The sequence below is a fragment of the Leifsonia sp. PARNA 1/14 genome (assembly GCF_055720965.1).
In genome coordinates, this window is record NZ_JBVQSP010000002.1 from 378,832 (window position 1) to 402,027 (window position 23,196).

At 71.5% G+C, this 23,196-nt stretch carries 30 protein-coding genes and 1 riboswitch; of the genes, 18 read left to right on the top strand and 12 right to left on the bottom strand.

The window, feature by feature from the left end; all coding sequences use genetic code 11:
* The 3 genes from AC0HS0_RS06775 to AC0HS0_RS06785 all read left to right on the top strand — a co-directional run.
* Positions 1–1,107 (top strand): PTS sugar transporter subunit IIBC family protein (locus AC0HS0_RS06775; protein WP_472962669.1); only part of this gene is annotated, 1,107 nt, incomplete at its 5' end.
* A complete protein-coding gene (locus AC0HS0_RS06780) occupies positions 1,104–1,541 on the top strand; it encodes a PTS mannitol transporter subunit IIA (RefSeq protein WP_472962671.1) in 438 nt (145 codons plus the stop codon). The genes AC0HS0_RS06775 and AC0HS0_RS06780, both read left to right, overlap by 4 nt.
* 13 nt (positions 1,542–1,554) lie before the next feature.
* Positions 1,555–2,706 (top strand): mannitol-1-phosphate 5-dehydrogenase, encoded by a 1,152-nt coding sequence (locus AC0HS0_RS06785; RefSeq protein WP_472962673.1) that lies wholly within the window; start codon positions 1,555–1,557, stop codon positions 2,704–2,706.
* A gap of 28 nt (positions 2,707–2,734) precedes the next feature.
* Here the strand turns inward: AC0HS0_RS06785 and AC0HS0_RS06790 are convergent, their stop codons facing one another.
* From AC0HS0_RS06790 to AC0HS0_RS06805, 4 genes are read right to left on the bottom strand one after another with little or no spacing between them, the layout of a single operon-like run.
* Positions 2,735–3,310, bottom strand: coding sequence for an RBBP9/YdeN family alpha/beta hydrolase (locus AC0HS0_RS06790; protein ID WP_472962675.1), 576 nt, complete (start codon positions 3,308–3,310; stop codon positions 2,735–2,737).
* Complete coding sequence (locus tag AC0HS0_RS06795; RefSeq protein ID WP_472962677.1) at positions 3,295–4,911, bottom strand: N-acyl-D-amino-acid deacylase family protein; 1,617 nt, start codon at positions 4,909–4,911, stop codon at positions 3,295–3,297. Before AC0HS0_RS06795 ends, AC0HS0_RS06790 begins: the two co-directional genes overlap by 16 nt.
* Positions 4,908–5,528, bottom strand: coding sequence for a bifunctional 4-hydroxy-2-oxoglutarate aldolase/2-dehydro-3-deoxy-phosphogluconate aldolase (locus AC0HS0_RS06800; RefSeq protein WP_472962679.1), 621 nt, complete (start codon positions 5,526–5,528; stop codon positions 4,908–4,910). The genes AC0HS0_RS06795 and AC0HS0_RS06800 overlap by 4 nt, the downstream gene beginning before the upstream one ends.
* A gap of 35 nt (positions 5,529–5,563) precedes the next feature.
* Positions 5,564–6,814: an alanine racemase gene (locus AC0HS0_RS06805; protein WP_472962681.1), complete on the bottom strand. Its 1,251-nt coding sequence runs from the start codon at positions 6,812–6,814 to the stop codon at positions 5,564–5,566.
* A 98-nt stretch (positions 6,815–6,912) separates the two neighbouring features.
* Here AC0HS0_RS06805 and AC0HS0_RS06810 point away from each other — a divergent pair, with 98 nt between their 5' ends.
* From AC0HS0_RS06810 to AC0HS0_RS06840, 7 genes are all read left to right on the top strand, one after another.
* Entirely contained in the window at positions 6,913–7,923 is a 1,011-nt protein-coding gene (locus tag AC0HS0_RS06810; RefSeq protein ID WP_472962683.1) for a sugar kinase, read from the top strand.
* Positions 7,924–7,927: 4 nt separating this feature from the next.
* Positions 7,928–8,725 (top strand): IclR family transcriptional regulator, encoded by a 798-nt coding sequence (locus tag AC0HS0_RS06815; protein ID WP_472962684.1) that lies wholly within the window; start codon positions 7,928–7,930, stop codon positions 8,723–8,725.
* On the top strand, positions 8,722–9,126 hold the full coding sequence (locus AC0HS0_RS06820) for a RidA family protein (protein WP_472962685.1): 405 nt from the start codon (positions 8,722–8,724) through the stop codon (positions 9,124–9,126). Before AC0HS0_RS06815 ends, AC0HS0_RS06820 begins: the two co-directional genes overlap by 4 nt.
* Positions 9,127–9,187: 61 nt before the next feature.
* Complete coding sequence (locus AC0HS0_RS06825; RefSeq protein WP_472962687.1) at positions 9,188–10,297, top strand: type III polyketide synthase; 1,110 nt, start codon at positions 9,188–9,190, stop codon at positions 10,295–10,297.
* Positions 10,294–10,824: an isoprenylcysteine carboxyl methyltransferase family protein gene (locus AC0HS0_RS06830; RefSeq protein WP_472962689.1), complete on the top strand. Its 531-nt coding sequence runs from the start codon at positions 10,294–10,296 to the stop codon at positions 10,822–10,824. The genes AC0HS0_RS06825 and AC0HS0_RS06830 overlap by 4 nt, the downstream gene beginning before the upstream one ends.
* A complete protein-coding gene (locus tag AC0HS0_RS06835) occupies positions 10,821–11,870 on the top strand; it encodes an NAD(P)/FAD-dependent oxidoreductase (protein ID WP_472962690.1) in 1,050 nt (349 codons plus the stop codon). Before AC0HS0_RS06830 ends, AC0HS0_RS06835 begins: the two co-directional genes overlap by 4 nt.
* 111 nt (positions 11,871–11,981) lie before the next feature.
* Entirely contained in the window at positions 11,982–12,314 is a 333-nt protein-coding gene (locus tag AC0HS0_RS06840) for a ParB family protein (RefSeq protein WP_472962692.1), read from the top strand.
* Between the two features lie 100 nt (positions 12,315–12,414).
* Here AC0HS0_RS06840 and AC0HS0_RS06845 read toward each other — a convergent pair whose 3' ends face one another.
* From AC0HS0_RS06845 to AC0HS0_RS06855, 3 genes are all read right to left on the bottom strand, one after another.
* Positions 12,415–13,920 (bottom strand): chaplin family protein, encoded by a 1,506-nt coding sequence (locus tag AC0HS0_RS06845; RefSeq protein ID WP_472962693.1) that lies wholly within the window; start codon positions 13,918–13,920, stop codon positions 12,415–12,417.
* Between the two features lie 83 nt (positions 13,921–14,003).
* A complete protein-coding gene (locus AC0HS0_RS06850) occupies positions 14,004–14,930 on the bottom strand; it encodes a hypothetical protein (RefSeq protein WP_472962696.1) in 927 nt (308 codons plus the stop codon).
* A 4-nt stretch (positions 14,931–14,934) separates the two neighbouring features.
* On the bottom strand, positions 14,935–16,164 hold the full coding sequence (locus AC0HS0_RS06855; protein ID WP_472962697.1) for an MFS transporter: 1,230 nt from the start codon (positions 16,162–16,164) through the stop codon (positions 14,935–14,937).
* Positions 16,165–16,297: 133 nt separating this feature from the next.
* Between AC0HS0_RS06855 and AC0HS0_RS06860 the strand changes: the two genes are divergently transcribed.
* On the top strand, positions 16,298–16,765 hold the full coding sequence (locus tag AC0HS0_RS06860) for a MarR family winged helix-turn-helix transcriptional regulator (RefSeq protein ID WP_472962699.1): 468 nt from the start codon (positions 16,298–16,300) through the stop codon (positions 16,763–16,765).
* Here AC0HS0_RS06860 and AC0HS0_RS06865 read toward each other — a convergent pair.
* A complete protein-coding gene (locus AC0HS0_RS06865) occupies positions 16,762–17,265 on the bottom strand; it encodes a hypothetical protein (RefSeq protein ID WP_472962701.1) in 504 nt (167 codons plus the stop codon). The genes AC0HS0_RS06860 and AC0HS0_RS06865 overlap by 4 nt on opposite strands.
* Positions 17,266–17,371: 106 nt before the next feature.
* Between AC0HS0_RS06865 and AC0HS0_RS06870 the strand changes: the two genes are divergently transcribed.
* Positions 17,372–17,725 (top strand): nuclear transport factor 2 family protein, encoded by a 354-nt coding sequence (locus AC0HS0_RS06870; RefSeq protein ID WP_472962702.1) that lies wholly within the window; start codon positions 17,372–17,374, stop codon positions 17,723–17,725.
* 31 nt (positions 17,726–17,756) lie between these two features.
* Here AC0HS0_RS06870 and crcB read toward each other — a convergent pair whose 3' ends face one another.
* The 3 genes from crcB to AC0HS0_RS06885 all read right to left on the bottom strand — a co-directional run bounded on the left by crcB (position 17,757) and on the right by AC0HS0_RS06885 (position 19,189).
* Complete coding sequence (crcB, locus tag AC0HS0_RS06875; protein ID WP_472962703.1) at positions 17,757–18,134, bottom strand: fluoride efflux transporter CrcB; 378 nt, start codon at positions 18,132–18,134, stop codon at positions 17,757–17,759.
* Positions 18,131–18,568, bottom strand: a complete 438-nt coding sequence (locus AC0HS0_RS06880; RefSeq protein ID WP_472962705.1) for a fluoride efflux transporter FluC — start codon at positions 18,566–18,568, stop codon at positions 18,131–18,133. The genes crcB and AC0HS0_RS06880 overlap by 4 nt, the downstream gene beginning before the upstream one ends.
* Before the next feature lie 22 nt (positions 18,569–18,590).
* A riboswitch (Fluoride riboswitch) is annotated at positions 18,591–18,664 on the bottom strand.
* Positions 18,665–19,189, bottom strand: coding sequence for a universal stress protein (locus AC0HS0_RS06885; RefSeq protein WP_472962708.1), 525 nt, complete (start codon positions 19,187–19,189; stop codon positions 18,665–18,667). It abuts the riboswitch before it with no gap.
* Positions 19,190–19,291: 102 nt separating this feature from the next.
* On the opposite strand from AC0HS0_RS06885, the gene AC0HS0_RS06890 reads away from it, so the two are divergent.
* From AC0HS0_RS06890 to AC0HS0_RS06910, 5 genes are all read left to right on the top strand, one after another.
* Positions 19,292–19,723 (top strand): phage holin family protein, encoded by a 432-nt coding sequence (locus AC0HS0_RS06890; protein ID WP_472962710.1) that lies wholly within the window; start codon positions 19,292–19,294, stop codon positions 19,721–19,723.
* Between the two features lie 11 nt (positions 19,724–19,734).
* A complete protein-coding gene (locus tag AC0HS0_RS06895) occupies positions 19,735–19,923 on the top strand; it encodes a hypothetical protein (RefSeq protein ID WP_472962712.1) in 189 nt (62 codons plus the stop codon).
* Positions 19,913–20,893, top strand: coding sequence for a YihY/virulence factor BrkB family protein (locus tag AC0HS0_RS06900; RefSeq protein ID WP_472962713.1), 981 nt, complete (start codon positions 19,913–19,915; stop codon positions 20,891–20,893). Before AC0HS0_RS06895 ends, AC0HS0_RS06900 begins: the two co-directional genes overlap by 11 nt.
* A gap of 78 nt (positions 20,894–20,971) precedes the next feature.
* Complete coding sequence (locus tag AC0HS0_RS06905; RefSeq protein WP_472962715.1) at positions 20,972–21,331, top strand: YciI family protein; 360 nt, start codon at positions 20,972–20,974, stop codon at positions 21,329–21,331.
* The gene (locus tag AC0HS0_RS06910; protein ID WP_472962716.1) at positions 21,328–21,990 is read left to right on the top strand and encodes an NUDIX domain-containing protein; all 663 of its coding nucleotides are present in this window, start codon (positions 21,328–21,330) and stop codon (positions 21,988–21,990) included. Before AC0HS0_RS06905 ends, AC0HS0_RS06910 begins: the two co-directional genes overlap by 4 nt.
* Positions 21,991–21,994: 4 nt before the next feature.
* Here AC0HS0_RS06910 and AC0HS0_RS06915 read toward each other — a convergent pair whose 3' ends face one another.
* Complete coding sequence (locus tag AC0HS0_RS06915; RefSeq protein WP_472962717.1) at positions 21,995–22,615, bottom strand: LysE family translocator; 621 nt, start codon at positions 22,613–22,615, stop codon at positions 21,995–21,997.
* Between the two features lie 82 nt (positions 22,616–22,697).
* Between AC0HS0_RS06915 and AC0HS0_RS06920 the strand changes: the two genes are divergently transcribed.
* Positions 22,698–23,153, top strand: coding sequence for an Lrp/AsnC family transcriptional regulator (locus tag AC0HS0_RS06920; RefSeq protein ID WP_472962719.1), 456 nt, complete (start codon positions 22,698–22,700; stop codon positions 23,151–23,153).
* The last annotated feature ends 43 nt before the right edge of the window (positions 23,154–23,196 follow it).

Below are 23,196 nucleotides of genomic sequence, written 5' to 3' on the forward strand. Positions count from 1 at the left end.
GAGTTCGAGATGCTGGTCAACAACTTCTCGGCAGGTATCGTCGGCATGCTCTTGTCGATCGGCGCGTTCTTCGGGATCGCCCCGCTCGTCGAGTGGTTGAGCAGTGTGCTGAGCAACGCGGTCAACTGGCTGATCTCGGTGCACCTGCTCCCCTTCGCGAGCATCCTGATCGAGCCGGGAAAGGTGCTGTTCCTCAACAACGCCATCAACCACGGCGTGCTCACCCCGCTCGGCATCGAGCAGGCGCAGCAGCAGGGCAAGTCCATCCTGTTCCTGCTGGAGGCCAACCCCGGTCCCGGATTCGGCATCCTGATCGCCTACTCGATCTTCGGCATGGGCATCGCCAAGGCGAGCGCGCCGGGCGCCGCACTGATCCAGTTCGTCGGCGGCATCCACGAGATCTACTTCCCGTACGTGCTCATGAAGCCGATGATCGTCATCGCGGCCATCCTGGGCGGCATGACCGGCATCGCGATCAACGTGACCTTCAACTCGGGTCTGCGCGCCCCGGCCTCCCCCGGATCGATCATCGCCGTGGTGCTGCAGTCGCCGTTCACGAGCCTGCCGGGCGTGCTGCTGTCGGTCGTCGGCGCCGCGACAGTCTCGTTCGTGGTCGCGTCGATCATCCTGCGTGCCAGCCGCCGCCGCGACATCGCCGCGGGCAACCTGGGCGACCTCAGCGCCGCCGTGGCGCAGACCGAGGCCAACAAGGGCAAGGAGTCCTCGGTGCTCGGCAGCCTGGTGCAGGAGGGCGAGCACGACGCCGGTGACGCCCAGGGCGACGGAACCGATCGGCTGGTGCGCAACATCGTGTTCGCGTGCGACGCTGGGATGGGCTCGAGCGCGATGGGCGCGTCCGTGCTGCGGAACAAGATCAAGAAGGCCGGCGTGGAGGGCGTCACGGTCACCAACCAGGCGATCTCGAACCTCGACGGAACGGCCGACCTGGTGATCACGCAGCGCGAGCTCACCGACCGGGCCAAGGGGCAGTCGCCGAACTCGGTGCACGTGTCGGTCGACAACTTCATGAACAGCCCCAGATACGACGAGGTCGTCGACCTGGTCGCCAAGCAGAACCAGAACGCAACGGAGGACGCCACCAAATGACCGACACGATTCTCGACCGGGCGAACGTCGTGGCCGCGGGCAGCGCGACCACGCGGGAGGACGCGATCCGGGAGGCAGGTGAGCTGCTCGTGCGGGCAGGCGCCGTGCAGCCGGGGTACGTCGACTCGATGGCGCAGCGCGAGGCGACCGTCTCCACCTTCATGGGGAACGGCCTCGCCATCCCGCACGGCACCAACGAGTCCAAGGACGAGATCGTGCGATCGGCGCTCTCCTTCGTCCGCTACCCCTCGCCGATCGACTGGGGCGGCGAGGAGGTGCGGTTCGTCGTGGGCATCGCCGGACGGAACAACGAGCACCTCGACATCCTGAGCAAGATCGCGATCCTCTTCTCGGAGGAGGACGACGTGCAGAAGCTCATCGACGCGCCGGACGCGGACGCCCTGTTCGCGCTCCTCGGCGACGTCAACGACTGAGACGGAGGCTCGGATGAAGGCCGTCCATTTCGGAGCAGGCAACATCGGGCGCGGGTTCGTGGGGCTCCTGCTCCACGAAGCCGGGTACGAGGTGGTGTTCGCCGACGTGAACGCGGAGCTCATCGACGCCCTCGCAGCCGCCGACTCGTATGACGTGCACCTCGTGGGCGACGAGTCGGAGACGAGGACGGTCACCGGGTTCCGGGCGATCAACAGCGCCACCGACGAGGAGGCGCTCGTCGCCGAGATCGCGACCGCCGACGTGGTCACGACAGCGGTCGGACCGCGCATCCTGCGCTTCGTCGCGCCGGTGATCGCACGCGGCCTGGCCGCGCGCGCCTCCGACGCCCCCCGCCTGGCGGTGATGGCGTGCGAGAACGCGATCGGAGCGACCGATCTGCTCTGTGCGGAGCTGATGGACGGCCTCCCGGACGACGACACCCGCGACGAGCTCGCCTCGCGCGCCGTGTTCGCGAACACAGCGGTCGACCGCATCGTGCCCGCCCAAGCGCCCGACGCGGGCGTCGACGTGACGGTGGAGACCTTCTTCGAGTGGGTCGTCGACCGCAGCCCGTTCAACGGGGACGTGCCCGCGATCCCCGGCGCGCACTTCGTCGACTCGCTCGGCCCGTACATCGAGCGCAAGCTGTTCACGGTGAACACCGGGCACGCGACGGTGGCGTACACCGGCTTCCTCGCCGGTGCGACGACCATCAGCCAGGCCATCGGCATCCCGTCGGTGCTGGAGGCCGCGGAGGCCGCACTCGCAGAGACCTCTGCCGCGCTCAGCGCCAAGCACGGTCTCGATCCGGAGGAGCTGGCGGCCTATCGCGCGAAGATCCTGAACCGCTTCCGCAACCCGTACCTCGTCGACGAGGTGACCCGTGTCGGCCGCGAGCCGTTGCGCAAGCTGGGTCGCAACGATCGGTTCATCGGGCCGGCCGCCGACTACGTGGAGTTCGTCGGCGGGGTTCCGGAGGCCTTGCTCGCGGCCGTCGGCGCCGCACTGCGGTTCGACGTGCCGGAGGACTCGCAGAGCTTCGAGCTGCAACAGCTGCTCCAGCGTGCGGCGGCCGCCGACATCGTCGACGAGGTCATGGGGGTGCAGCGCGGCGAGGAGCTGTTCGAGCCCCTGGTGGAGGTCGTGCGCGCGGCGCAGGAGTGAGGCGCCGTCGCGGCGGCGGCTGTGCCCGCTACCGCGCGACGATCGTGGCCGTCGGGTCGAGACACCAGTCGAGAACCGACGGCCACTCGCCGTATCCGGCCGCGATCGTGAGGTGGCCTCCGCCCGGGATCAGCGTCAGCGGGAGGCCGAGCGGTTCGGCGACGACGGTCGAGGCCCCCTCCGGGCAGCACGGGTCGTCGTCAGAGGCGACGATGCGCGTCTCGGCGGCGGGGCGGGTCACGGGAAGGTCGGCGAACGCCGCGACTGCGGCGTTGTCGCGCAGGAAGCCCGGGGAGGGCGGCGCGACGAGGAGCACCTGGTCGACCGCTGCACCGGCGCCGGCGTCGTCGGGCCGCGCGCCGAGCCAGAGCGTCGCAGCCAGGCTGTGGGCGATGACCGTCACGCGTGCGCCGTCGGCCGCCGCCTCCTCCAGCGCCCTTGCGGCCGCCGCGCGCCACGCGTCCACCTCGGGTCGCGCCGCGTCGGGCAGCTGCGGGTAGACCACGCGCTCGCCCCGCAGGCGCAGCGCGGTCGCGAGTTCGTGCTGCCAGTGCCCGGTCGGGCGGAAGTTGTCCCAGCCGTGCAGGATCAGGAAGGCGCGCATGCTGCCGAGCGTAGCGCCCGGCCGGGCACGGCCCCGGTGCGCTCGCCCTCGTCGATCACGGGCGTTCCAGCGACGAGCACCCACGGGATCCCGGCGGCCGGGCGTCGTGGCTCGTCGAACGTCGCGCGGTCGGCCACGCTCTCGGGATCGAAGATCAGGAGATCCGCGATGACGCCCGGCACGATGCGTCCGCGGTCGGTGAGCCCGAGTCGGTCGGCCGGACGCCGGGAGAGGTGGACGATCGCGTCCTCCAGCGTCAGGACGCCCTCCTCGCGGACGTAGTGCCCGAGGTAGCGCGCGAAGGTGCCCCACGCGCGCGGGTGCGGCTTCGCGCCGACGAGGATGCCGTCGCTGCCGCCGGTATGGCGCGGGTGCCGCATCATCGTGCGCACGTTCCCCTCGTCGCCCACGTGCTGCAGGATGCCCGTGCCGAGCCGGTCGGCGATGAGCAGCTCCAGGGCCTCGTCGGCGGGAGGGCGGCCCTGCGTCGCAGCGAGCTCGGCGATCGTGCGGCCGACGCGATCGCCGAGCGCTGCGTCGCGCACGCCGGAGATCTCGACCGCGCTCCAGTCGACGGGCACGCCGTGAGCGCCATCGGAGCCGACCACGTCCAGTTCGTGGATGATCCGTTCCCGGGCGGGCGGGTCGCTCAGCCGCGCGAGGGTCGCTTCCGGCCCTCCCGCCGCGGCCCAGCCGGGCAGGAGCGCGGCGAGCGTCGTCGACCCCGGGAGGTACGGGTAGGTGTCGAGCGTGATGTCGACACCGTCGGCGAGGCCGTCGTCGATCAGCGCGACCAGATCGGGCGCACGACCGCGGTTGACCGCGAAGTTCATGGTCGCGTGGGTCAGATGCAGCGCGCACCGGGCACGGCGGGCGATCTCGATCATCTCGGCGTAGCCGTCGAGGGCGCCGGCGCCGTAGGAGCGCTGGTGCGGCGCGAAGTAGCCGCCGCGAGCCGCGACGACCTCGCAGAGAGCGACCAGCTCGTCGGTGTCCGCGAACGTCCCGGGGACGTAGCTGAGCCCGGCGGACAGCCCGAAGGCGCCGTCGCGCATCCCGTGCTCGACCAGCGCCCGCATGGCGATGAGCTCGGCCGGCGTCGCGGGGCGGTCGTCTGCTCCGACGACGTCGAGGCGGACAGTCCCGTGCGGGACGAGCGTCGCGACGTTCGCAGCGCTGCCTCGGCGATCCACCTCGGCCAGGTACCCGGCGATGTCGGGCCAGCCCGCGTCGTCATGCTGCCCGTTCCAGCCGGCCAGCTGCTCTCGGAGGACCTCGAGCGCGGCCGAGGTCGCCGGAGTGTAGGAGAGGCCGTCCTGCCCGACGACCTGCGTGGTCACGCCCTGCGTCACCGCGGCGAGGTTCTGCGGGTCGTCGAGCACGGCGAGGTCGGCGTGGGCGTGCATGTCGATGAAGCCGGGCGCCACGGCGAGGCCCTCGGCGTCGATCACGCGCGCTCCGGAGGCCGCGATGCGCTCGCCGACCTCAACGAGGCGGCCGGTCTCGATGCGCACGTCACCGGTGCGTGCCGGTCGACCGCTGCCGTCGAGGATCGTCCCGCCGCGGATCAGAAGGGCGTCGTCGGAGACGCCGCTGCTCATCCGGCCGCCGCCCGGGTGAACTCGCGCGCTCGCTCGGTCACCGCCTCCCACGCCGCCGCTTCGATGTCGGCCGCGCTGACCACGCTCGATCCCGCGGTCACCGCGAGTGCGCCGGCGGTCATCCACTCCCGCGCGTTGCCGGCGTGCAGGCCGCCCGACGGCACGAACGGCACGGCGGGGAACGGGCCGCGCAGATCCTTCAGATGCGAGGATCCGACCGTGGAGGCCGGGAAGATCTTCACTGCCGCCGCCCCGAGCTCGACGGCCCGCATGACCTCCGTCGGGCTGAGGGCGCCCAGCATGATCGGCACTCCCGCATCGCGGGCGACGGCGGCCGCACCTTCGCTGATGCCCGGGGTGACGAGGAAGCGCGCCCCGGCGGCGATGGCGGCCTCCGCCGTGCGCGAGTCGGTCACCGTGCCCGCGCCGACCAGCGCGCCCTGCGGGTCGGCCGCGGCGGCCGCGATCACAGCCTCCACACCGGGAGTGGTGAAGGTGAACTCGACCACCCGGATGCCTCCCGCGGCGAGCGCCCGGCACAGCGCGGCGGGGTAGTCGATGCGCGGAGCGCGGACGACGGCGAGCGCGCGGTCGGCGGTGAGGGTCTCGATCAGCATGGGTCTCCCGTCAGCGGCTGGTTCAGCGGTGCGCGTCATCCGAACGTCGTCTCCAGGAGACCGATCACGCGCGGCTCCGGCGCGAGGGCGTCATCGACCACGGCGAGCGCGCGCCACTTGTCGAAGGTCGTGCAGGGGTGCGAGAGCCCGAAGCGGATGACGTCGCCGACCTCGATGGCGGCGTCGACCGGCACGCGGACGAAGGCGTGCTGATCGTTGAGGGCAGTGGTCTCGGCTCCCTCCAGCGGCGCGGCGACCGCCGATCCGAAGCGTCGGACCGCCTGCGGAATCGGCAGCCCTTCGTCGTACGGGAGGTCGCGCTTGCCCGCGTCGACCAGCACCAGCCCGGGCTCGGGCCGGGACACGACGGTCGCCCAGCCGTGGATGGCCGCCCGGAACTCCTGCCCGGAGCCCGTGCGGCGCAGGGGCGTGATCGACCGGTAGAAGCCGTCGTCGTGGGTCACGTACGCGCCGGAGCGCAGCAGCACCTCGACTGGACGTCCGCGGCGGCCGTCGACGTCGCGACGCGGCGCGAGGGCTTCGGCGACCTGATCGAAGTAAGCGCTGCCGCCGGCCGTGAGGATCACCGTGTCCTCGGGCGGATAGACACCCGCGGCCTCGATCGCGTCGTGCAGCGCCACCAGCTCGTCGAGATAGTCGCGGACGCGCGCGAGCGAGCTCGGGGAGGCGTCGTGCGCGAGCGCTCCCTCGTAGCCGGCGACGCCCGCGAGCCGCAGCTTCGGGGAGGCTGCGACCGCGCGGGCGACCGCCAGCGCGGCCTCCACCCCGCGCGCACCGGTCCGGCCCCCGGCGCCGCCGAGCTCGACGAGGACGTCGAGTGGACCCGCGGTGTCGATATCGGTGAGAGCCTCGGTCATGATGTCGACCGCCCGCGTGGAGTCCGCCCAGACGGTCAGGCGGTCGACGTCGGGGGCGAGCGCTCGCAGCGCGTCCGGCCGGACGAGTGCGTTGGCCAGCAGTACCCGCGGAATGCCCCAGCCGAGCGCGACCGACGCCTGCCACGGCGTCGCCACGGTGATTCCCCACGCGCCCGCGTCGAGCTGACGCCTCCAGAGCTCAAGGCTCATGGTCGTCTTGCCGTGCGGCGCGATGCCGACGCCGGCCTCGCGGCACCAGTCGGCCATCGTCTCGAGGTTGTGAGCGACCGCGACCTCGCTGAGCGTCACGATAGGAGTGGGGAAGCAGCGGAGGAGCGGGCGGGTGCGTGGCAGGTCGGCGACGTCGGTGGGTGTGAAGCCGAGCGGGGCGGCCTTGTACTGCTCCATCCGACCTCCGGTTCGCATCGTTGCACATCGCGCAACGTTCGTTGCATGTTTCCTGCACTCTTGTCTAGCATGATCCCGGACGACGCGAAAGGGAACGGATGACGGCGACCGCACCCCTGGTGACCATCGGCGAGGCGATGGTCGTCCTGTATCCCGACCACCACCTCCCCCTGTCGGAGGCCCGAACCTTCGGCTCCGACGTCGGCGGCGCGGAGTTCAACGTGGCCGGCTCGCTGGCCCGGCTCGGCCTCCCGACCGCGTGGGTGTCCCGGCTCGGGGTCGACGGCTTCGGCGACCGCATCCTCGCCAGCGCGCAGGAGGCCGGCGTCGACACCTCCACCGTCGAGCGCGACGACGCCCGGCCGACGGGCCTCTACGTGAAGGAGCCCGTGGTCGGCCCGACCGGCGTGCGGACGCGCATGCACTACTACCGCAGCTGGTCGGCGGCGTCGACGCTCGGAGTGGAACACCTCCGTGCCGAACCGGCGGCGTCGCTCCTCGCGACGGCCGCCGTCGTCCACACCTCGGGCATCACACCGGCGCTCTCCGCCTCGACGGCGGAACTCACGGCGAATCTCCGCTCGCTCGTCGGCCCGAGCACGCTCGTCAGCGTCGACCTCAACCTCCGGCCGGCACTGTGGACCGGTCGCGACCGGTCGGAGCTCCACGCGCTCGTCGCACAGGCCGACCTGCTGTTCGCCGGGCACGAGGAGGCCGAGACGCACTTCGGCCACACCGACCCGGCCCAGCTGTTCGCCGACCTCCCGCACCTGCAGACGCTGGTGCTGAAGGACGAGGAGCGGCGCGCCTCCGCATACCGGCGCGACGGAGGCGAAACCCATGTCCCGTGCCTCACCGTGGAGGTCGTGGAGCCTGTCGGTGCGGGCGACGCCTTCGCCGCCGGCTACCTCGCCGGGCTCGTCGAGGGACGCGACGACACCGCCGCGCTCCGCTTCGGTCACGCGCTGGCAGCGCTCACGCTGATCGGACACGGCGATCGGCCGCTGACCGTACCCGACCACGGCGAGCGCGACACCATCGCCGCGGCCGCCGACGCGACCTGGGAACGCTGGCGGGTGCACCCGGGCGAGATCCCGTGGAACGGGTGAAGCGATGAGCCAGTCCGTCGCCCGCGCGCTCGACCTGCTCGAGCTCGTCGCCCGGGGCGTCCGCACCCTCGATGCGCTGTCCGGGGAGCTCGGCGTCCACAAGTCGACCGTGCTCCGACTGCTCCAGACGCTGGAGTCGCGCGGGTTCGCCGGTCACGACGCCGCCCACCGCTATCACGTGGGCCCCGCGGTGTTCACGCTCGCCTCCGACGCCCTCGAGGCCGTCGACGTGCGTGCGGCCGCCGCACCGATCCTGCGCGAGCTCGCCGCAGTGACCGGCCAGACGGTTCACCTGGCGACGTATCAGGAGGGCGTCGTCACCTACATCGACAAGGTCGACTCGCGCCAAGGTCTGCGGATGTACTCGCGGATCGGCCTCCCCGCGCCGCTGCACGCGACGGCGGTCGGCAAGGTGCTCCTCGGCGGCCTGGAGGTCGCCGAGCGCGAGCGGGTCGTCGCCGCTCTCGACCTCCCCGCCTTCACCGCACACACGCACGTCACGGCGGCCGCTCTGCTCGCGGACGTCGCGATCAGCGCCGAGCGCGGCTGGGCGGAGGACCACGAGGAGCACGAGACCTTCATGAACTGCGTGGGCGCGCCGGTCCGCGGGCCCGACGGCCGGATCGCCGCGGCCGTCTCGATCTCGGTGCCCAACGTGGTGCTCCCGCACGACGGCGTCCTCGCGCTGCTGCCCACGCTCGTCGACGCGACCACCCGCATCTCGGCAGAGCTCGGGGCGCGCATTCCGTCGACCCCGGCCCACGCACCCTCGACTCCCGCACCCGCGAAAGGAACACCATGACCGACCGCATCGCCGTCACCACGACCGAGGCCCCCGCGCCCGCGCACACGTTCTCGCAGGGCGTGCGCCGCGGCCCGTTCCTGCAGGTGTCCGGGCAGGGTCCCGTCGACCCGGAGACGAACGAGTACCTGCACCCGGGCGACGTCAGGGCGCAGACCGAGCGCACCCTCCGCAACGTGGAGGCCGTGCTCGCGGCGGGCGGAGCCGGATTCGACGACGTCATGATGCTGCGCGTCTATCTGACCACCCGCGACGATTTCGCCGCGATGAACGAGGCCTACGGGGAGTTCCTGGCCACGCGCGTCGCCTCCGGCGTGCTGCCCGCGCGCACGACCGTGTTCACCGGTCTGCCGCGCGCGGAGATGCTCGTCGAGATCGACGCGTTCGCCGTATTCGGATAGCGGGTCTGGCAGTTCCCCGCGACCCCGCCGCGCGAACCGTCCCCGGTGGTACGTTTCGCATGTGAGCCGTATTGTGGCCGTGGCGCCCGTGCTTCCCGCCCGCAGCTACAGCCAGGGCGAGATCACCGCCGCGCTCCTCGCGATGATCACCAGCGACCCGGCGCGGCAGGCCGTGATGCGGCGCATCCACGCCGCCAGCGGCGTCGAGACGCGGAGCCTGGTGATGCCGCTCGAGCGGTACAGTTCGCTGGGCTCCTTCCGCGAGTCCAACGACTTCTTCATCGCCGAGGGCACGACGCTCGCCGAGCGCGCCGTCACTCAGGCGCTCGCGACCGCGGGTCTCCGCGCGACCGACGTCGACTTCCTGCTCTTCACCTCCGTGACCGGCATCGCCGCGCCCTCCATCGACGCGCAGCTCGTGCAGCGGCTCGGGATGCGTCCCGACGTCAAGCGCCTGCCGAGCTTCGGGCTCGGCTGCGTCGCCGGCGCTGCCGGGATCGCCCGGGTGAACGACTATCTGCAAGGCCACCCGGGTGAGATCGCCGTGCTCCTGTCGGTCGAGCTGTGCTCGCTGACCGTGCAGGCCGCCGACGACTCGATGGCGAACATCGTGGCCAGTGGACTGTTCGGCGACGGCGCCGCTGCCGTGGTGATGGCCGGTGACGACCGCGCCCGCGAGCTCGGCCTCCCGGGTCCGGAGATCCTCGACTCCCGCAGCCGCATCTACCCCGATACGGAGAACGTGATCGGCTGGGACATCGGCGGCACCGGGTTCCGCATCGTGCTGAGCGCCGGAGTACCCGACGTGATCGACCGAAACTTCGCCGACGACGCCCGAGGGTTGCTCTCCGAGCACGACCTCGCGGTCTCGGACGTCGGCGCGTGGGCCGCGCATCCCGGAGGTCCCAAGGTGCTGGAGGCGTTCGCCCGGGCGCTCGACCTCCCGCCGGACGCGCTCGACGCCAGCTGGCGGTCGCTCGCCCGCGTCGGCAACCTGTCGTCGGCGGCTGTGCTGCACGTGCTGGCCGAGCAGCTGAACGAGCACGCGCCGGGCACGATCGGGCTGCTGTTCGCTTTGGGGCCGGGCGTCACCAGCGAGCTGGTGCTGCTGCGCTGGGCCGACGGCGCACGCGAATCGCGCCCCGCCCCGGAGCTCGGAGCGGTGGCGTGATCTGGTACACCGTGCTCGTCCTCGCGACGGGGGCGGAGCGGATCGCCGAACTCGTCGTGTCCTCTCGCAATGCCCGCTGGTCGTTCGCGCGCGGCGGCGTCGAGTACGGCCGGCGGCACTTCCCGCCGATGGTCGCGCTGCACACCGGCCTCCTGCTGGCGTGCCTCGCGGAGGTGTGGCTGCTCGACCCGCCGTTCCTCCCGTGGCTCGGCTGGCCGATGCTCGCGCTGGTGCTGGCCAGCCAGGGACTGCGGTGGTGGTGCATCGCGACGCTCGGCCCGCGCTGGAACACGCGTGTGATCGTCGTGCCCGGCCTCCCGCTGGTCGCTCGCGGTCCCTACCGCTGGCTGCACCACCCCAATTACGTCGCGGTCGTCGTCGAGGGATTCGCGCTCCCTCTGGTGCACACCGCGTGGATCACCGCCGTGGCCTTCACCGTGCTGAACGCTGTGCTCCTGCTGGCTTTCCGCATCCCCTGCGAGAACCGCGCTCTCGCCCTGTCCGAGGCATCCGCCGCCCGCGCATGACGGCGCCGCAGCTGGTGATCGTGGGCGGAGGCCCGATCGGGCTCGCGTGCGCGATCGAGGCGCGGCTGGCAGGCATGGAGGTCGTGGTCGTCGAGCCTCGCGACGACCCGATCGACAAGGCCTGCGGAGAGGGCCTGATGCCGGGCGCACTCGCCGCCCTTCACCGCATCGGCGTGGACCCGCCCGGTCATCCCCTCGCAGGGATCGCCTACGTGGACGCCGGTCGACGCGTCGAGCACCGGTTCGCCGACCGCCCGGGCAGAGGTGTGCGGCGCACGGTGCTGCACCGGGAGCTGGCGCGCCGGGCCGCTGAGCTCGGCACTCCCGTCGTGCACGATCGGGTGACGGGGCTGACCCAGCGTCGGGACGCCGTGGAGCTGCGGCTCGGACCCGACGGGGCGCAGACCCTCGAGACGTCCTGGGTGATCGCGGCCGACGGCCTCCACTCGCCGGTGCGGCGCCTGCTCGGTCTGGAGAGACGGGCACAGCATCCCGGCCGACGGCGCTACGGGCTGCGTCAGCACTATGCGGTGGAGCCGTGGACGGATCTGGTGGAGGTGCACTGGTCTCCGCTGGTGGAGGCCTATGTGACGCCTGTCGACGATCGCACCGTCGGCGTGGCGGTGCTCGGCCCGCGCCCGCTCGACCAGGACGCATCGATCGCCGCCATCCCCGCCCTGGCGACGCGGCTGGCGGGTGCGGCCGTCGTGTCGGACGCGCGCGGCGCCGGACCGCTGCTGCAGCGATCGCGGTCGCGGGCCGCGGGGCGCGTGCTGCTCGCGGGCGACGCCTCCGGCTATGTCGACGCGCTGACCGGCGAAGGCATGCGTGTCGGCTTCGCCCAGGCGCGAGCCGCGGTCGCAGCCGTGCGCGCTGGAGACACCGAGCAGTACGAGCGCGCGTGGAGGGCGACGACGCGCGACTTCCGCATGCTCACCACAGGGCTCGTCGTCGCGGCCCGCTCGTCGTTCCGACCCCGTATCGTGCCCGCGGCGACTGCGCGCCCCCAGCTCTTCGGAGCGATCGTGGAGCGGCTGTCGCGCTGACAGCTCCTCGGACCGCGCCCTTCCCACGGCGGGATGCGGCCGATTCAGCTCGCGCTCTATCAGGTAGTATGCTGATTGTAGATTACAGATGCGATATGTCTATGAGGTGTGATGAGCGACCACGACCAGTCCGATCGCGGCGAACGACCGCAACTCGCCAGGGCCTCCTCGACGGGGTTCCGAGCACGCCCGACAGCGGTCACCGAGAAGGCGGCCGCGCCCCGGCGCACGAGCGTCACGTTCTACCTCAGTGAAGGCCTCCGCAACCGCGCGCGGGCAGCCTATCGGTCCACCTCCTTCGAGGAGCAGGACAGCAGCTGGTCCGAGATGCTCAACAAGGCGCTGATCGCCGAAGTCGAGCGCCGCGAGGCCGAGTACAACAGCGGAGAGACGTTCGCCGCGAGCGAGGAGCCCCTCTCCCCCGGTCGCCCGATCGGGTTCTGACGATCGGGCTCTGACAGGCGCACGGGCGCGGGCCGGCCGTGCGACCGTCCCGCCCCCGTTGCGTCATCGTTCGTTCGATCCTGACGTCAGGCCCCCCGGATCACCGCGTGTGGTGCCGACGCTCACGGTTAGCCGTGCCGAACACCGCCAGGGTGCCGAGCAGGGCGAGCAGCGCACCGAGTGCGCCGAGCGTGAGGTCGTCCGAACCGGTCGAGGCGAGAGCCGACGTGGCATCGGAGGCGCTCAGCACGGCGGTCGCACCCGTCGACGCGGTCGCGGCGACCTGGCCCGTCGCGGCGCCGACCGTGCCCGTATCCGAACCGGTGGTGCCGGTGGGGGTCGTCGGCGTCGTCGGCGTGGTCGGGTCGGTGGTTCCGGTCGAGGAGCCACCGGCGGTGCTGTCACCGATCACGGCCACAGCGTCGCCGCCGACCGTTATCGGGAGCGACACGATCACCGGGAGCTGAGCTCCACCCAGAATGCCGCCGGTCCCGTCGGTGGTCGAGCCCACCGGCGCCGAGCCGGAACCACTCGAGCCGGCCGAGCCGGTCGAGCCGCTGCTCGTCGCGTCACCCAGGAGGCTCACGGCGTCACCGGACGCCGTCACCGGAACCGAAACGGAGACCGGAAGCTGCGCACCGGATCCCACGCCACCGGCGCCGGAAGTCGACCCGCCCGAGGCAGCCGGAGCGGGCGGGACGGCGGCCGACGAACCCGACGCGCCCGCATCACCCAGCACGCTCACCGCGTTGCCCGAGGCCGTCACGGGAGCCGAGGCGCCGACCGGCACCTGAATCCCCGACAGAACACCATCATTACCCGAGGTCGTCGCACCCGACGCACCCGCAGCCGGCGCCCCAGGAGCCGTCGCCGTCGAACCGGTCGAACCCGCATCACCCAGCACGCTCACCGCGTTGCCGGAGGCCGTCACCGGAGCCGACGCACCGATCGGAACCTGCAGACCCGACGCGATGCCATCAGCGCCCGAGGTCGTCATCCCGCTACCAGAGGTCGGTCCCGTGCTCGCCGGGGCGCTCGCCGGCGAACCCGACGATGCGGCATCGCCCAGGACGCTGATCGCGTTCCCCGTCGCCGTCACCGGCAGCGAGACGGCGATCGGCGCTTGCGCCCCGGACAGCACGCCGTCCGTTCCGTTGGTCGAGAGGCCGGCGGCCGGCGCTGCGCTCGGGGCGGGTTCAGCACCCGCGTTCGAGCCCGATCCCGGGCTCGCGCTCGGACCCGCGTCGCCGACGGCGCTCACGGCGTTGCCCGTGACAGCGACGGGCACGGAGACGCTGACCAGCGCCTGGTCGCCACTGGCCACGCCGTCGAGCCCGCTGGTCGAGACCGGGTCGGCAGGAGCCGGAGCCGGTGCTGTGGCCGGTGCCGCCGCGCCCGTCGAGTTCGCGTCGCCGAGCAGGGCGATGCCGTTGCCGGCGACGTTCACCGGCACGGTGACGTCGACGACAGCCTGACCGCCGGAGGCCACGCCACCGGAGCCGGTCGTCGATGGTGCTTCTGCGGCGTTCGCCGCCGCAGTGCCGGCGAGCCAGAGCCCTCCGACGCAGAGGGTGAACCACAGCCCTCTGGAGACATACTTGTTCATCGTTCAGCCTTTCGTGTGAGTGTCTGCGAACTCCCGGTCGGGAGCTCGGGTCGCGTTCTGCCGAGCGGCAGACGGCGACCCACTCAGTCGGGGCTGATGTCGTGGTCGAAGAACGGTGAAGCGGAAAGGGCGTCACCGGTGGGCAGCGCTGCGCGTCCGGCGCGCGCCGAGTCAACAGCCGCGAACGCATCAGCGGTGGCAGCCACCGACGGCGCGGCACCCGATGAACCTCCGGAAGAGCCCGCGCCCAGTGAACCGGACGGCATACCCGGGGCCGGCGGCCCGGAACCGCCCGGAGGCGCACCGCCCGGAGCGGACGCCGCGGAGTCCGCGGCACCGAGACCCGACGACACGGTGCCGAAGGGCGGGCCGGAGTCGGAAACAGCCCGCACGGCCTCCCCCGTGGCGACCATCGCGGCCGTCACTGTGGCCTCACCCATCGACGGGCCCGAGGCCGAAGCGGAAGTCGGGGTGTCGACGACAGGAGGCTGAGACACGACCGGTGCGATCGGAGCGACCGCGGTCTGCAGCGCGGCGGACACGTCCGAGAGAGCGCCGTCCGCCGCCGCGCTGACCGGCGAAGTCACGGACTCGACCGGCGTTGCACCGAGAGCCGCACCCACCACCGGCAATTGCGAGACAGGGGTGGCGGCCACGACCTGGTCCACCGCGGAGGCCACGGGCGTCACGACCGCGGCGACCGGCGCGGCCTGCGCCACGTGGTCGACGACCTGCGCGGCCGGCTGGACCACCTGAGCGACCGTCGAGCGGACCGGGTCCGGCAGCGCGGGCGTCACGGCGGAGGTGACCGCGTGCGCGGTGTCACCGACCGTTCCCGTGACGCTCGAGACGACCGATCCCAGCGGGTCGGGCGCGGGAGGCGCTGCCGCGTTCGCGGTGCCGCCGCCGAAGAGCAACCCGAGGGCGGTGACCCCACCGCCGAGGACGAGAGCTCCGATCAGAAGCCGCAGAGGAGTGAGGGAGGAGCGCCGCTCCGGCACATCCACCACACGATCACCCCCTGATCGTCGGTCTTCCGTTCGAGATAGCCGGGACTGTACTCCCCTGTCTACCGTCACGGAAGTGCGACTTCCGCATCCAGGAGGCGAGCGCGATCACGACGAGCGCGGCAACAGTCATCGCGGCGCCGACCCAGAGCGGCGAGGCGTACCCGAGGCCGGCCGCGATCGTGAGCCCGCCGAGCCACGCGCCGAGCGCGTTGCCGACGTTGAACGCGGCGATGTTCGCTCCCGACGCGAGCGTCGGCGCCGTCTCCGCGGAGCGGAGCACGCGCAACTGCAGCGCGGGCACCGTCGCGAACCCGGTCGCGCCCATCAGCACGAGCGCGATGACGGCGCCGACCGGCAGCGGAGCGACCACCGCGAAGAGCCCGAGGATGACGGCCAGCGCCGACAGTACGACGATCAGGGTCCCGTCGATCGAGCGGTCGGCGAATCGGCCGCCGACGGCGTTGCCCACGAAGAGCCCGACGCCGAAGAGGATGAGCAGCCACGGCACGGCCGCGGCGGGGAAGCCCGACAGGCCGGTCAGCGTGTAGGCGATGTAGGTGAAGGCGCCGAACATCCCGCCGAACCCGAGCACCGTCGCGGTGAGCGAGAGCCACAGCTGCGAGGAGCGGAACGCGCGGAGCTCACCGCGCAGACCGCCGCTGCGGTCCGCCTCGTCGGCAGGCCGGCCGGCCGACCGCGGCACCAGCAGCGCCAGTCCCACGAGCGCGAGCACTCCGATCGCGGTGATCGCCCAGAACGTCGATCGCCAACCGAGCTGCTGCCCGAGCAGGGTGCCGAACGGGACGCCGAGGACGTTCGCCGCCGTCAGCCCGGTGAACATGATCGCGATCGCGCGCGCCTTCTTGTCGGGCTCGACCATCCCGGCCGCGACGACCGACCCGATGCCGAAGAACGCTCCATGGCAGAGCGCCGCGACGATGCGCCCGGCGAGCATGGCCGGATAGTCGGTCGCCAGAGCGGAGATCGCGTTGCCGATGATGAACAGCACCATCAGGCCGAGCAGGACGGTCTTGCGCGGCAGCCGAGTGACGGCCGCCGTCAGGCCGATCGCGCCGACCGCGACGGCGAGCGCGTATCCCGAGATGAGCCATCCGGCCGCGGCGGCGTCGACGTGGAAGTCGGCTGCGACGTCGGGCAGGAGTCCGGCGATCACGAACTCGGTGAGGCCGATGCCGAATCCGCCCAGGGCGAGGGCGATCAGGCCAGCAGGCATGGGGAACTCCTGGGAATGTCGGGGATCGGGGACGCGACCGCGTACCATCAGTAGTTGCAGACGCGTTATAAATAGTTGCACATGCAATTACTTCGTGCAACCCCGAGTCTGCGACCGACAGTGAGGAGACCCCGTGGGCATCGCCGACGACGCCGTCGAAGTGCGCGCACAGGGCTGGCGCACGCTCGCCGCCCTCCACAATTTCATCGAGAACGAACTGGAGCGGTCGCTCTCGCGCGAGGCCGGCCTCTCCGTCGTCGAGTACACCGTGCTCGACGCGCTCAGCAGGCAGGACGGCTGGCACATGCGAATGCAACAGCTCGCCCGGGCCAGCGCCCTCAGCCCGTCCGCCACCACGCGGCTGGTCAACCGCCTCGAGGAGCGCGGCCTCCTGACCCGCGTCGACTGCCTCGACGACCGGCGGGGCATCTACACCGAGCTCACCGCCGGCGGCCACCGGCTGCTCGACACGGCGCGACCGGTGCACGTCGACGCCCTGGAGGCCGCCCTCCAGGAGGCGCATCGCATCCCGGAGCTCGCGCCGCTGCTCGACGCCCTGCCACAACTGGCGCTCGCCGGTGCGACAGCGAACGCGGTCTAGCGCAGTACCTCCACGAGAGCGACCCACGAGAAGAGCACGGTCGTCACGATCGCGAGAATCGTCGCGACCGAGACCAGCACCATCCCGACGGCCGACGCGACGAGTGCGATCAGAAGCACGCCCCCGACCAGGTCGAACAGCAGCGGCAGGGTGAAGACGGCGATGCGCTCGGCGTCGTACCGCCCATAGCCCGTGACCTTCGCATCCTCCCGGATGGCGACCGCCGAGCGGACCGCCACGACGCCGCACACGACGGTGCCGCCGAGCACCTGGAGGCCGAACCCCCACGCCACCTGGCCCGGGATGAGCGCCGCGCAACTCAGCGCGACGCCGAGGATCAGCGTCGCGATCGACGCGCCGGCGCGCGCGGCGAGCCCGCGGGACTCGGCGATCTGACGGATGTTGACGGACAGCGCCACGATCAGCAGTCCGCCGAGAGCGGCCCCTGCGCCTGCCACGGCGACATTGAAGTCGGACCACTCGGCGAAGAACCCCGTCATGAGTGCGCCCTCCCCGTCATGCGCACAGCGTAGCGGGCCGCATGCAAAGCGGCACGCAACTGTCAAGTCTGGTGGGCCTGCGCGCGCAGGGCGTATAACGGTGAGCATGGCCGACGCGATCACGTCCTGGATCGACCGCTACCGCACCGCTTGGGAGTCCAACGACCCGGATGACATCCGCGCGCTCTTCACCGAGGACGCGAGCTACCGCACCGAGCCGTTCGCCGAGCCGTGGGATGGCCACCTCGAGATCGTCGAGGGCTGGCTCGACGCGCAGGACGACCCAGGCTCGGTCGATTTCGAATGGCGGCTCCTCGGCCAGGACGGCGCGCAGTACTTCGTCGAGGGCGTCACCGACTACCACGACGGCCCGACCTACTCGAACCTGTGGGTCATCCGCCTGGCCGCCGACGGCCGTGCGGAGGAGTTCACGGAGTGGTGGATGGAGCAGGAGGCCTGACCTCCGCCGGGCTCACGACCAGTCGGAGAAGTCAGAGCAGCCCGCCCAGCCACAAGCCGAGTCCCGCCGCGGCGAGCGCCAGCACGAGCATCCCGACGCCGTTGACGAACGCCGCACGGTAGCGCCGCTGCTGCGCAAGCCGCACGGTCTCGTAACTGGCGGTGCTGAACGTCGTGTAACCGCCGAGGAACCCGGTGCCGAGGATCACGCGCCACTCCGGCGGGAGGCCGTGCGCGGCCGCGAGCCCGGTGACGAACCCGAGCAGGAACGATCCCGTCACGTTGATCACCGTCGTGCCGAACGGGAAGGCGATCCGGAAACGGGCGCGCAGCACACCGTCGAGCACGAGTCGCGAGACCGCGCCGAGGCCTCCAGCGACCGCCACGGCGACGGCGAGCAGCGGCGTCACCCGCGCGCTCCCGTGCGTCGCGCGATCGCCGCAGCCACGGCGATGCCGGCCACCGAGGCGAGCGCGCCGATGACGATGGTCGCCACGGCGTACCCGACGCCGGCGGTCGGGTTGTGCGCGACGAACAGGCCGTCGGTGTCGACCGCGAACGAGCTGTACGTGGTGTAGCCGCCCAGGATGCCGGTGCCCGCGAAGAGCCGCACGTCACGTCGTCGCCCGGCGTCCGCGCCGCGCAGGGCGAGAGCCTCCAGCAGCCAGCCCAGCACGAACGCACCAGTCACGTTGATGACCAGCGTGATGAGCGAAACGCCGGCCACGGTCGGGACGGCGGCGGAGAGCAGGTACCGCACTGTGGTGCCGAGGGCGCCGCCGACGAAGACGAGCAGCACGGACCGCCAGTGCAGGTGCACGGGCAACGGGGTTCTCGCGGACACGCGGCATCCACCCTTCAGTGATTGAAGCGCAGGAACTATCAGCGACCGTCGCGGTTCGGGCGTCACGCCCCGGCGAGATCCATCGCCGCTGGACCACTATACCGGCGGGTCCTCCCACGGCAGCGCCTGCGACCCGTTCACCGGCGCCAGGGGGACGACGATCACCGGACGGTGCTGCCGGTGCGCGAGATGCACGGCGACCGACCCGTTGAAGAACTCGCGGAGGCTTCCGCGCAGCCCCGCCTCGCGCGTGCCGACCACGATGTAGCGGGCGTCCATCTCGTCGGCGAGGCGCGCCAGCGCCCAGGCCGGGTCACCGGCGAGCTGCTTCAGCGTGTACGGAACGCCGCGGCCGTTCATCACCTCGCGGATGTCGGACTCGAGCTCGGAGTCGAACGTCTCCTCCTCGACCTCGGGGAGGTCCGGGTCGTACGGCAGGGCCACCACCGTGCCGTCGACGTAGCTCGAGACCAGGTACCGGTTGGGGTCGACGTTGGCGCAGACCAGCGGCACGTCGAGGTCGTCCGCGAGCCGGGCCGCCTGGTCGAGCACCGCTGTGGGCTGTCCGGGCACGACCGCCACGAGGACGCCACCCGACCCGGTGCTGCCGTTGCCGCTCATGCCCCTAGTGTGCACCATCCCCCGCTGCAGACGGTGAACCCTCCCTTGGCTCGTCACCGGGCGTGGGGTACGTTCGAGACCGACAGCCAGGGAGGCCACGGAATGAGCGAACACAAGACCGCGCTCCCCCGCGAGCGCCGCCGGACCACGCGCGGGTTGCGGCCGCTGCCGCAATTGACGAAAGATGCCACGGCGCAGCTGAAGCGCCTCCTGGCGGCGGAACTCGCGTTGTTCAAAGCCGAGATGGCCGCGAAGGCGAAAGCAGCCGGGATCGGCGCGAGCCTGCTCGTCGGCGCGCTGGTGTTCGTCTTCTTCGCCGTGGGCGTGCTGATCACCGCCGCCGTGTTCGCGTTCGCGCTCATCGTGCCGGGCTGGCTGGCCGCGCTCATCGTCGCGGGCATCCTCATCGTGCTGGCGATCATCGCCGCCCTCATCGGGCGGACGATGCTGAAGCGCGGCGTGCCTCCGGTGCCCGACGACCTCGGACCAGAGCTGAAGGCCGATGCGCAGGCGTTGAGGGGGGAGCAGCCGTGAGCGGCAAGGGGATGAACACTCTCAAACTCGAGCTGGAGGAGACGCGGGACGAGCTCGCGAGCACGCTCGACGACATCTTCGCCACGCTCAACCCGCTCGTGCAGATCCGGTCCCACCCGGTGGCGTCCGCCGCCGTGCTCCTCGCCGTCGTGGGAGGCGCGGCCGCCCTCGTGGCGCGAGGACTCTCGCGTGGCCGCTGACGTCTCCTGGCGGCGCCTCCCGTGGGGGTACGTGCTCAAGCGCACCCTGCGCAGCTTCGGGCAGCACGCCTGCACGGACCTCGCCGCCGGGCTCACCTACTTCGGTGTGCTCTCGCTGTTCCCCGCGATGATCGCGTTGGTCAGCATCCTGGGGCTGGTCGGCCAGAGCAAGGCCGGCATCGACGCGCTGTTCGGGATGGTGGACCAGTTGGCGCCCGGGATGCTCACCGTGGTGAAGCAGCCGATCGAGAGCCTCTCGTCGTCGCCCGCGACCGGGTGGGCTCTGGCAATCGGCATCGTCGGCGCGATCTGGTCGGCCTCCGGCTATGTGGGTGGCTTCGGCCGGGCACTCAATCGCATCTACGAGGTCCGGGAGGGGCGGAGCGCCTTCGCTCTCCGCCCCGTCCAGCTCGGGGTCACCCTTGCGTCGCTCGTTCTGATCGCGGTGGTGGCGGTGCTCCTGGTGGTGTCCGGCCCGATCGCCGAAGCTCTCGGCAACGCCATCGGCGTCGGTGAGGCGGCCAAGACCGCGTGGTCGATCCTCCGCTGGCCGGTGGTGATCGTCGCGCTGGTGCTGCTGGTCGCCCTGCTCTACTCGGCGACCCCGAACGTGAAGCAGCCGCGGTTCCGCTGGCTGACGCCCGGCGCCGTCGTGGCGATCGTCGCCCTCGGGATCGCGTCGGCCTTGTTCGCGTTCTACGTGGCCAACTTCGGCAGCTACAACAAGACGTACGGCACGCTGGCCGGCATCATCGTCTTCCTGCTGTGGATCTGGATCGCTAACGTCGTCCTCCTGCTCGGAGCGGTGTTCGACTCGGAGATCGCCCGGACGCGGGAGCTGGTCCGCGGAGAGCACGTCGAGGAGGGCAGGGCACTCCCGCTCAAGTCGGACAAGGCGATCGTGAAAGCGAAAGATGCCGACGCCGCCGACATCCTGGCCGCGCGGGCGATTCGTCGACGCTTCCGCTGAGATGTCGAATCGGGGCCTCCGCGTTCGACGCTCAGGTGAACGACACCGATCGACAGCACCCACTCAGAGAGGACGACCATGGCTCAGTTCGCGATCTTCATCTACGGCGACGGCATCGCCGGAACGCCCGAGGAGCTCGCCGAGCACGACCGGCACTCGGAGGACATGATCCGCGACGGCGAGCTGGTCGCCGCGTTCGCGCTCGCGCCCTACACGGAGTCGACCTCGATCCGCGGCGAGGGCGCGACGGACGGCCCGTACACGGAGTCGAAGGAGATCATCGCCGGCCTCGGCATCATCGAGGCCCCCGACCGGGAGGCCGCACTCGCGATCGCACGCCGCAATCCGGCCACCTGGCAGGGCGGCGGCGTGGAGGTCCGTGAGGTGATCGGGGCGTACATCAGGCCTGAGGGAGCGCCCGATACGCTCACTTCATGAGCGCTGACCCACGACCCGGCCACGACCTCCCCGACAGCCGCGGCCGCTCGGGGCTGCACCTGACGGGCCGCGACGCCACCGGCAACCCGGACGTCCGCATCCGCGACGTGGAGGTCGTCTCCGACGGTTGGCACGTCCTCCGCCGTACGACATTCGACTACCGCGGGCGCGACGGCGAATGGACGACGCATTCGCGGGAGACCTATGACCGCGGCAACGGCGCGACCGTGCTGCTGTACGACCCGGTCGGCCGCACGCTGCTGCTCTCCCGCCAGTTCCGCCTCCCCGCGTACGTCAACGGTCACCCCAACGGCATGCTCGTGGAGGCCGCCGCCGGCCTCCTGGACGGCGATGCCCCCGAGGAGGCCATCCGTCGCGAGGCCGCAGAGGAGCTCGGCGTGCAGGTCGGCGCCCTCGAGCACCTCTTCGACCTCTTCATGAGCCCCGGCTCGGTCACAGAATGCGTGCACTTCTACGCCGCGGAGTACCTCCCGGCCGCGATCGTCGGCGGCGGCGGTCTGGCAGAGGAGGGCGAGGAGATCGAGCCCGTGACCGTCGGCTACGACGAGGCGCTCGCGATGATCGCGGACGGCCGCATCGTCGACGGAAAGACGGTCATCCTGCTGCAGTGGGCGGCGCTGAACCTGTTCGCGCGCTGACGCGTCAGCCGTGGAGGAAGCGCTCCACGAGCAGACTCGTCCCGATCAGGACCATCATCGCCCCCGACAGCTTCGCGACGATCGCCAGCGCCCGCGGCCTCGACTGCAGGAGCCGTCGCGCCAGAAGGGCGACGATCGTGTAGATCACGGCGATGTCGGCCAGGTGGAGGGCGCCGAGCACGAGCATCTGCGCGGCAGCGGGCATCCCGTGCGGGCTCGTGAACTGCGGCAGGAGCGCCAGCAGCAGGAGCAGTCCCTTGGGGTTGATCCCGCTGACGCCGGCGCCGCGCAGGAACTGCGCGGTGGCACTCCCCGCGATCGGCTCGCCGTGCGGCCCGACGGGCTCCGCGCGGCGCAGGAGCGCGTTCATACCGAGCCAGATCAGGTAGGCGGCGCCGCCCACGGTGAGGACCGTCAGGACCACGGGGTACCGCGTGACGAGCGCCCCCACTCCGACGGCCACAGCGGTGATCACAATGGCGTACGCCGTCAGCATCCCGAGGATGGACGGCGCCACCGACCGCGCACGCAGTCCGGCGCCGATGACGTACGCCCAGTCGGCGCCGGGCGTCAGTGCGAGCAGGACAGCGATGGTCCAGAACTGCGCGACGAGTGCGAGGTCCATGGCGGAGAAGCTACGCGAAAAGTTGTCGAAGGTGCTTCGAAATCTGCGGCTGATCGCCGTTATTCGTAGCAGAATCTTCTTCATGGACAGCCTCGATCGAGAGATTCTCTCAGCCCTGCAGCAGGACGGGCGCATCAGCGTCACCGAGCTGGCCGCCCGGGTGGGCCTCAGCCTCTCCGCGTGCCACCGACGAGTGCGCGAACTCGAACAGTCCGGCGTCATCGAGCAGTACCGAGCCGTCGTCTCGCCGACCGCCGTGGGCCTCACCTTCGAGGCGATCGTCTTCGTGACGATCAGCCGCACCGACCCCGACACGGTCGGCGCCTTCGAGGAGGCCGTGGTCGCCATCCCGAACGTCACCGAGGCCGAGCGTCTCTTCGGAGACCCCGACTACATGCTGCGCATCCTCACACCGAGCCTCGCCGCGTACCAGGAGCTCTACGACGGCCCGCTCGGTGGCCTCCCCGGCATCCAGCGCATGACCTCGACGCTGGTGATGAAGCGCCTCGGAGCAGGCGCAGGAGTGCCGTTGGGGTGAGGCAGTGATGCCCGGGCGGATCGTCGCTACGGCGACGCGGCCC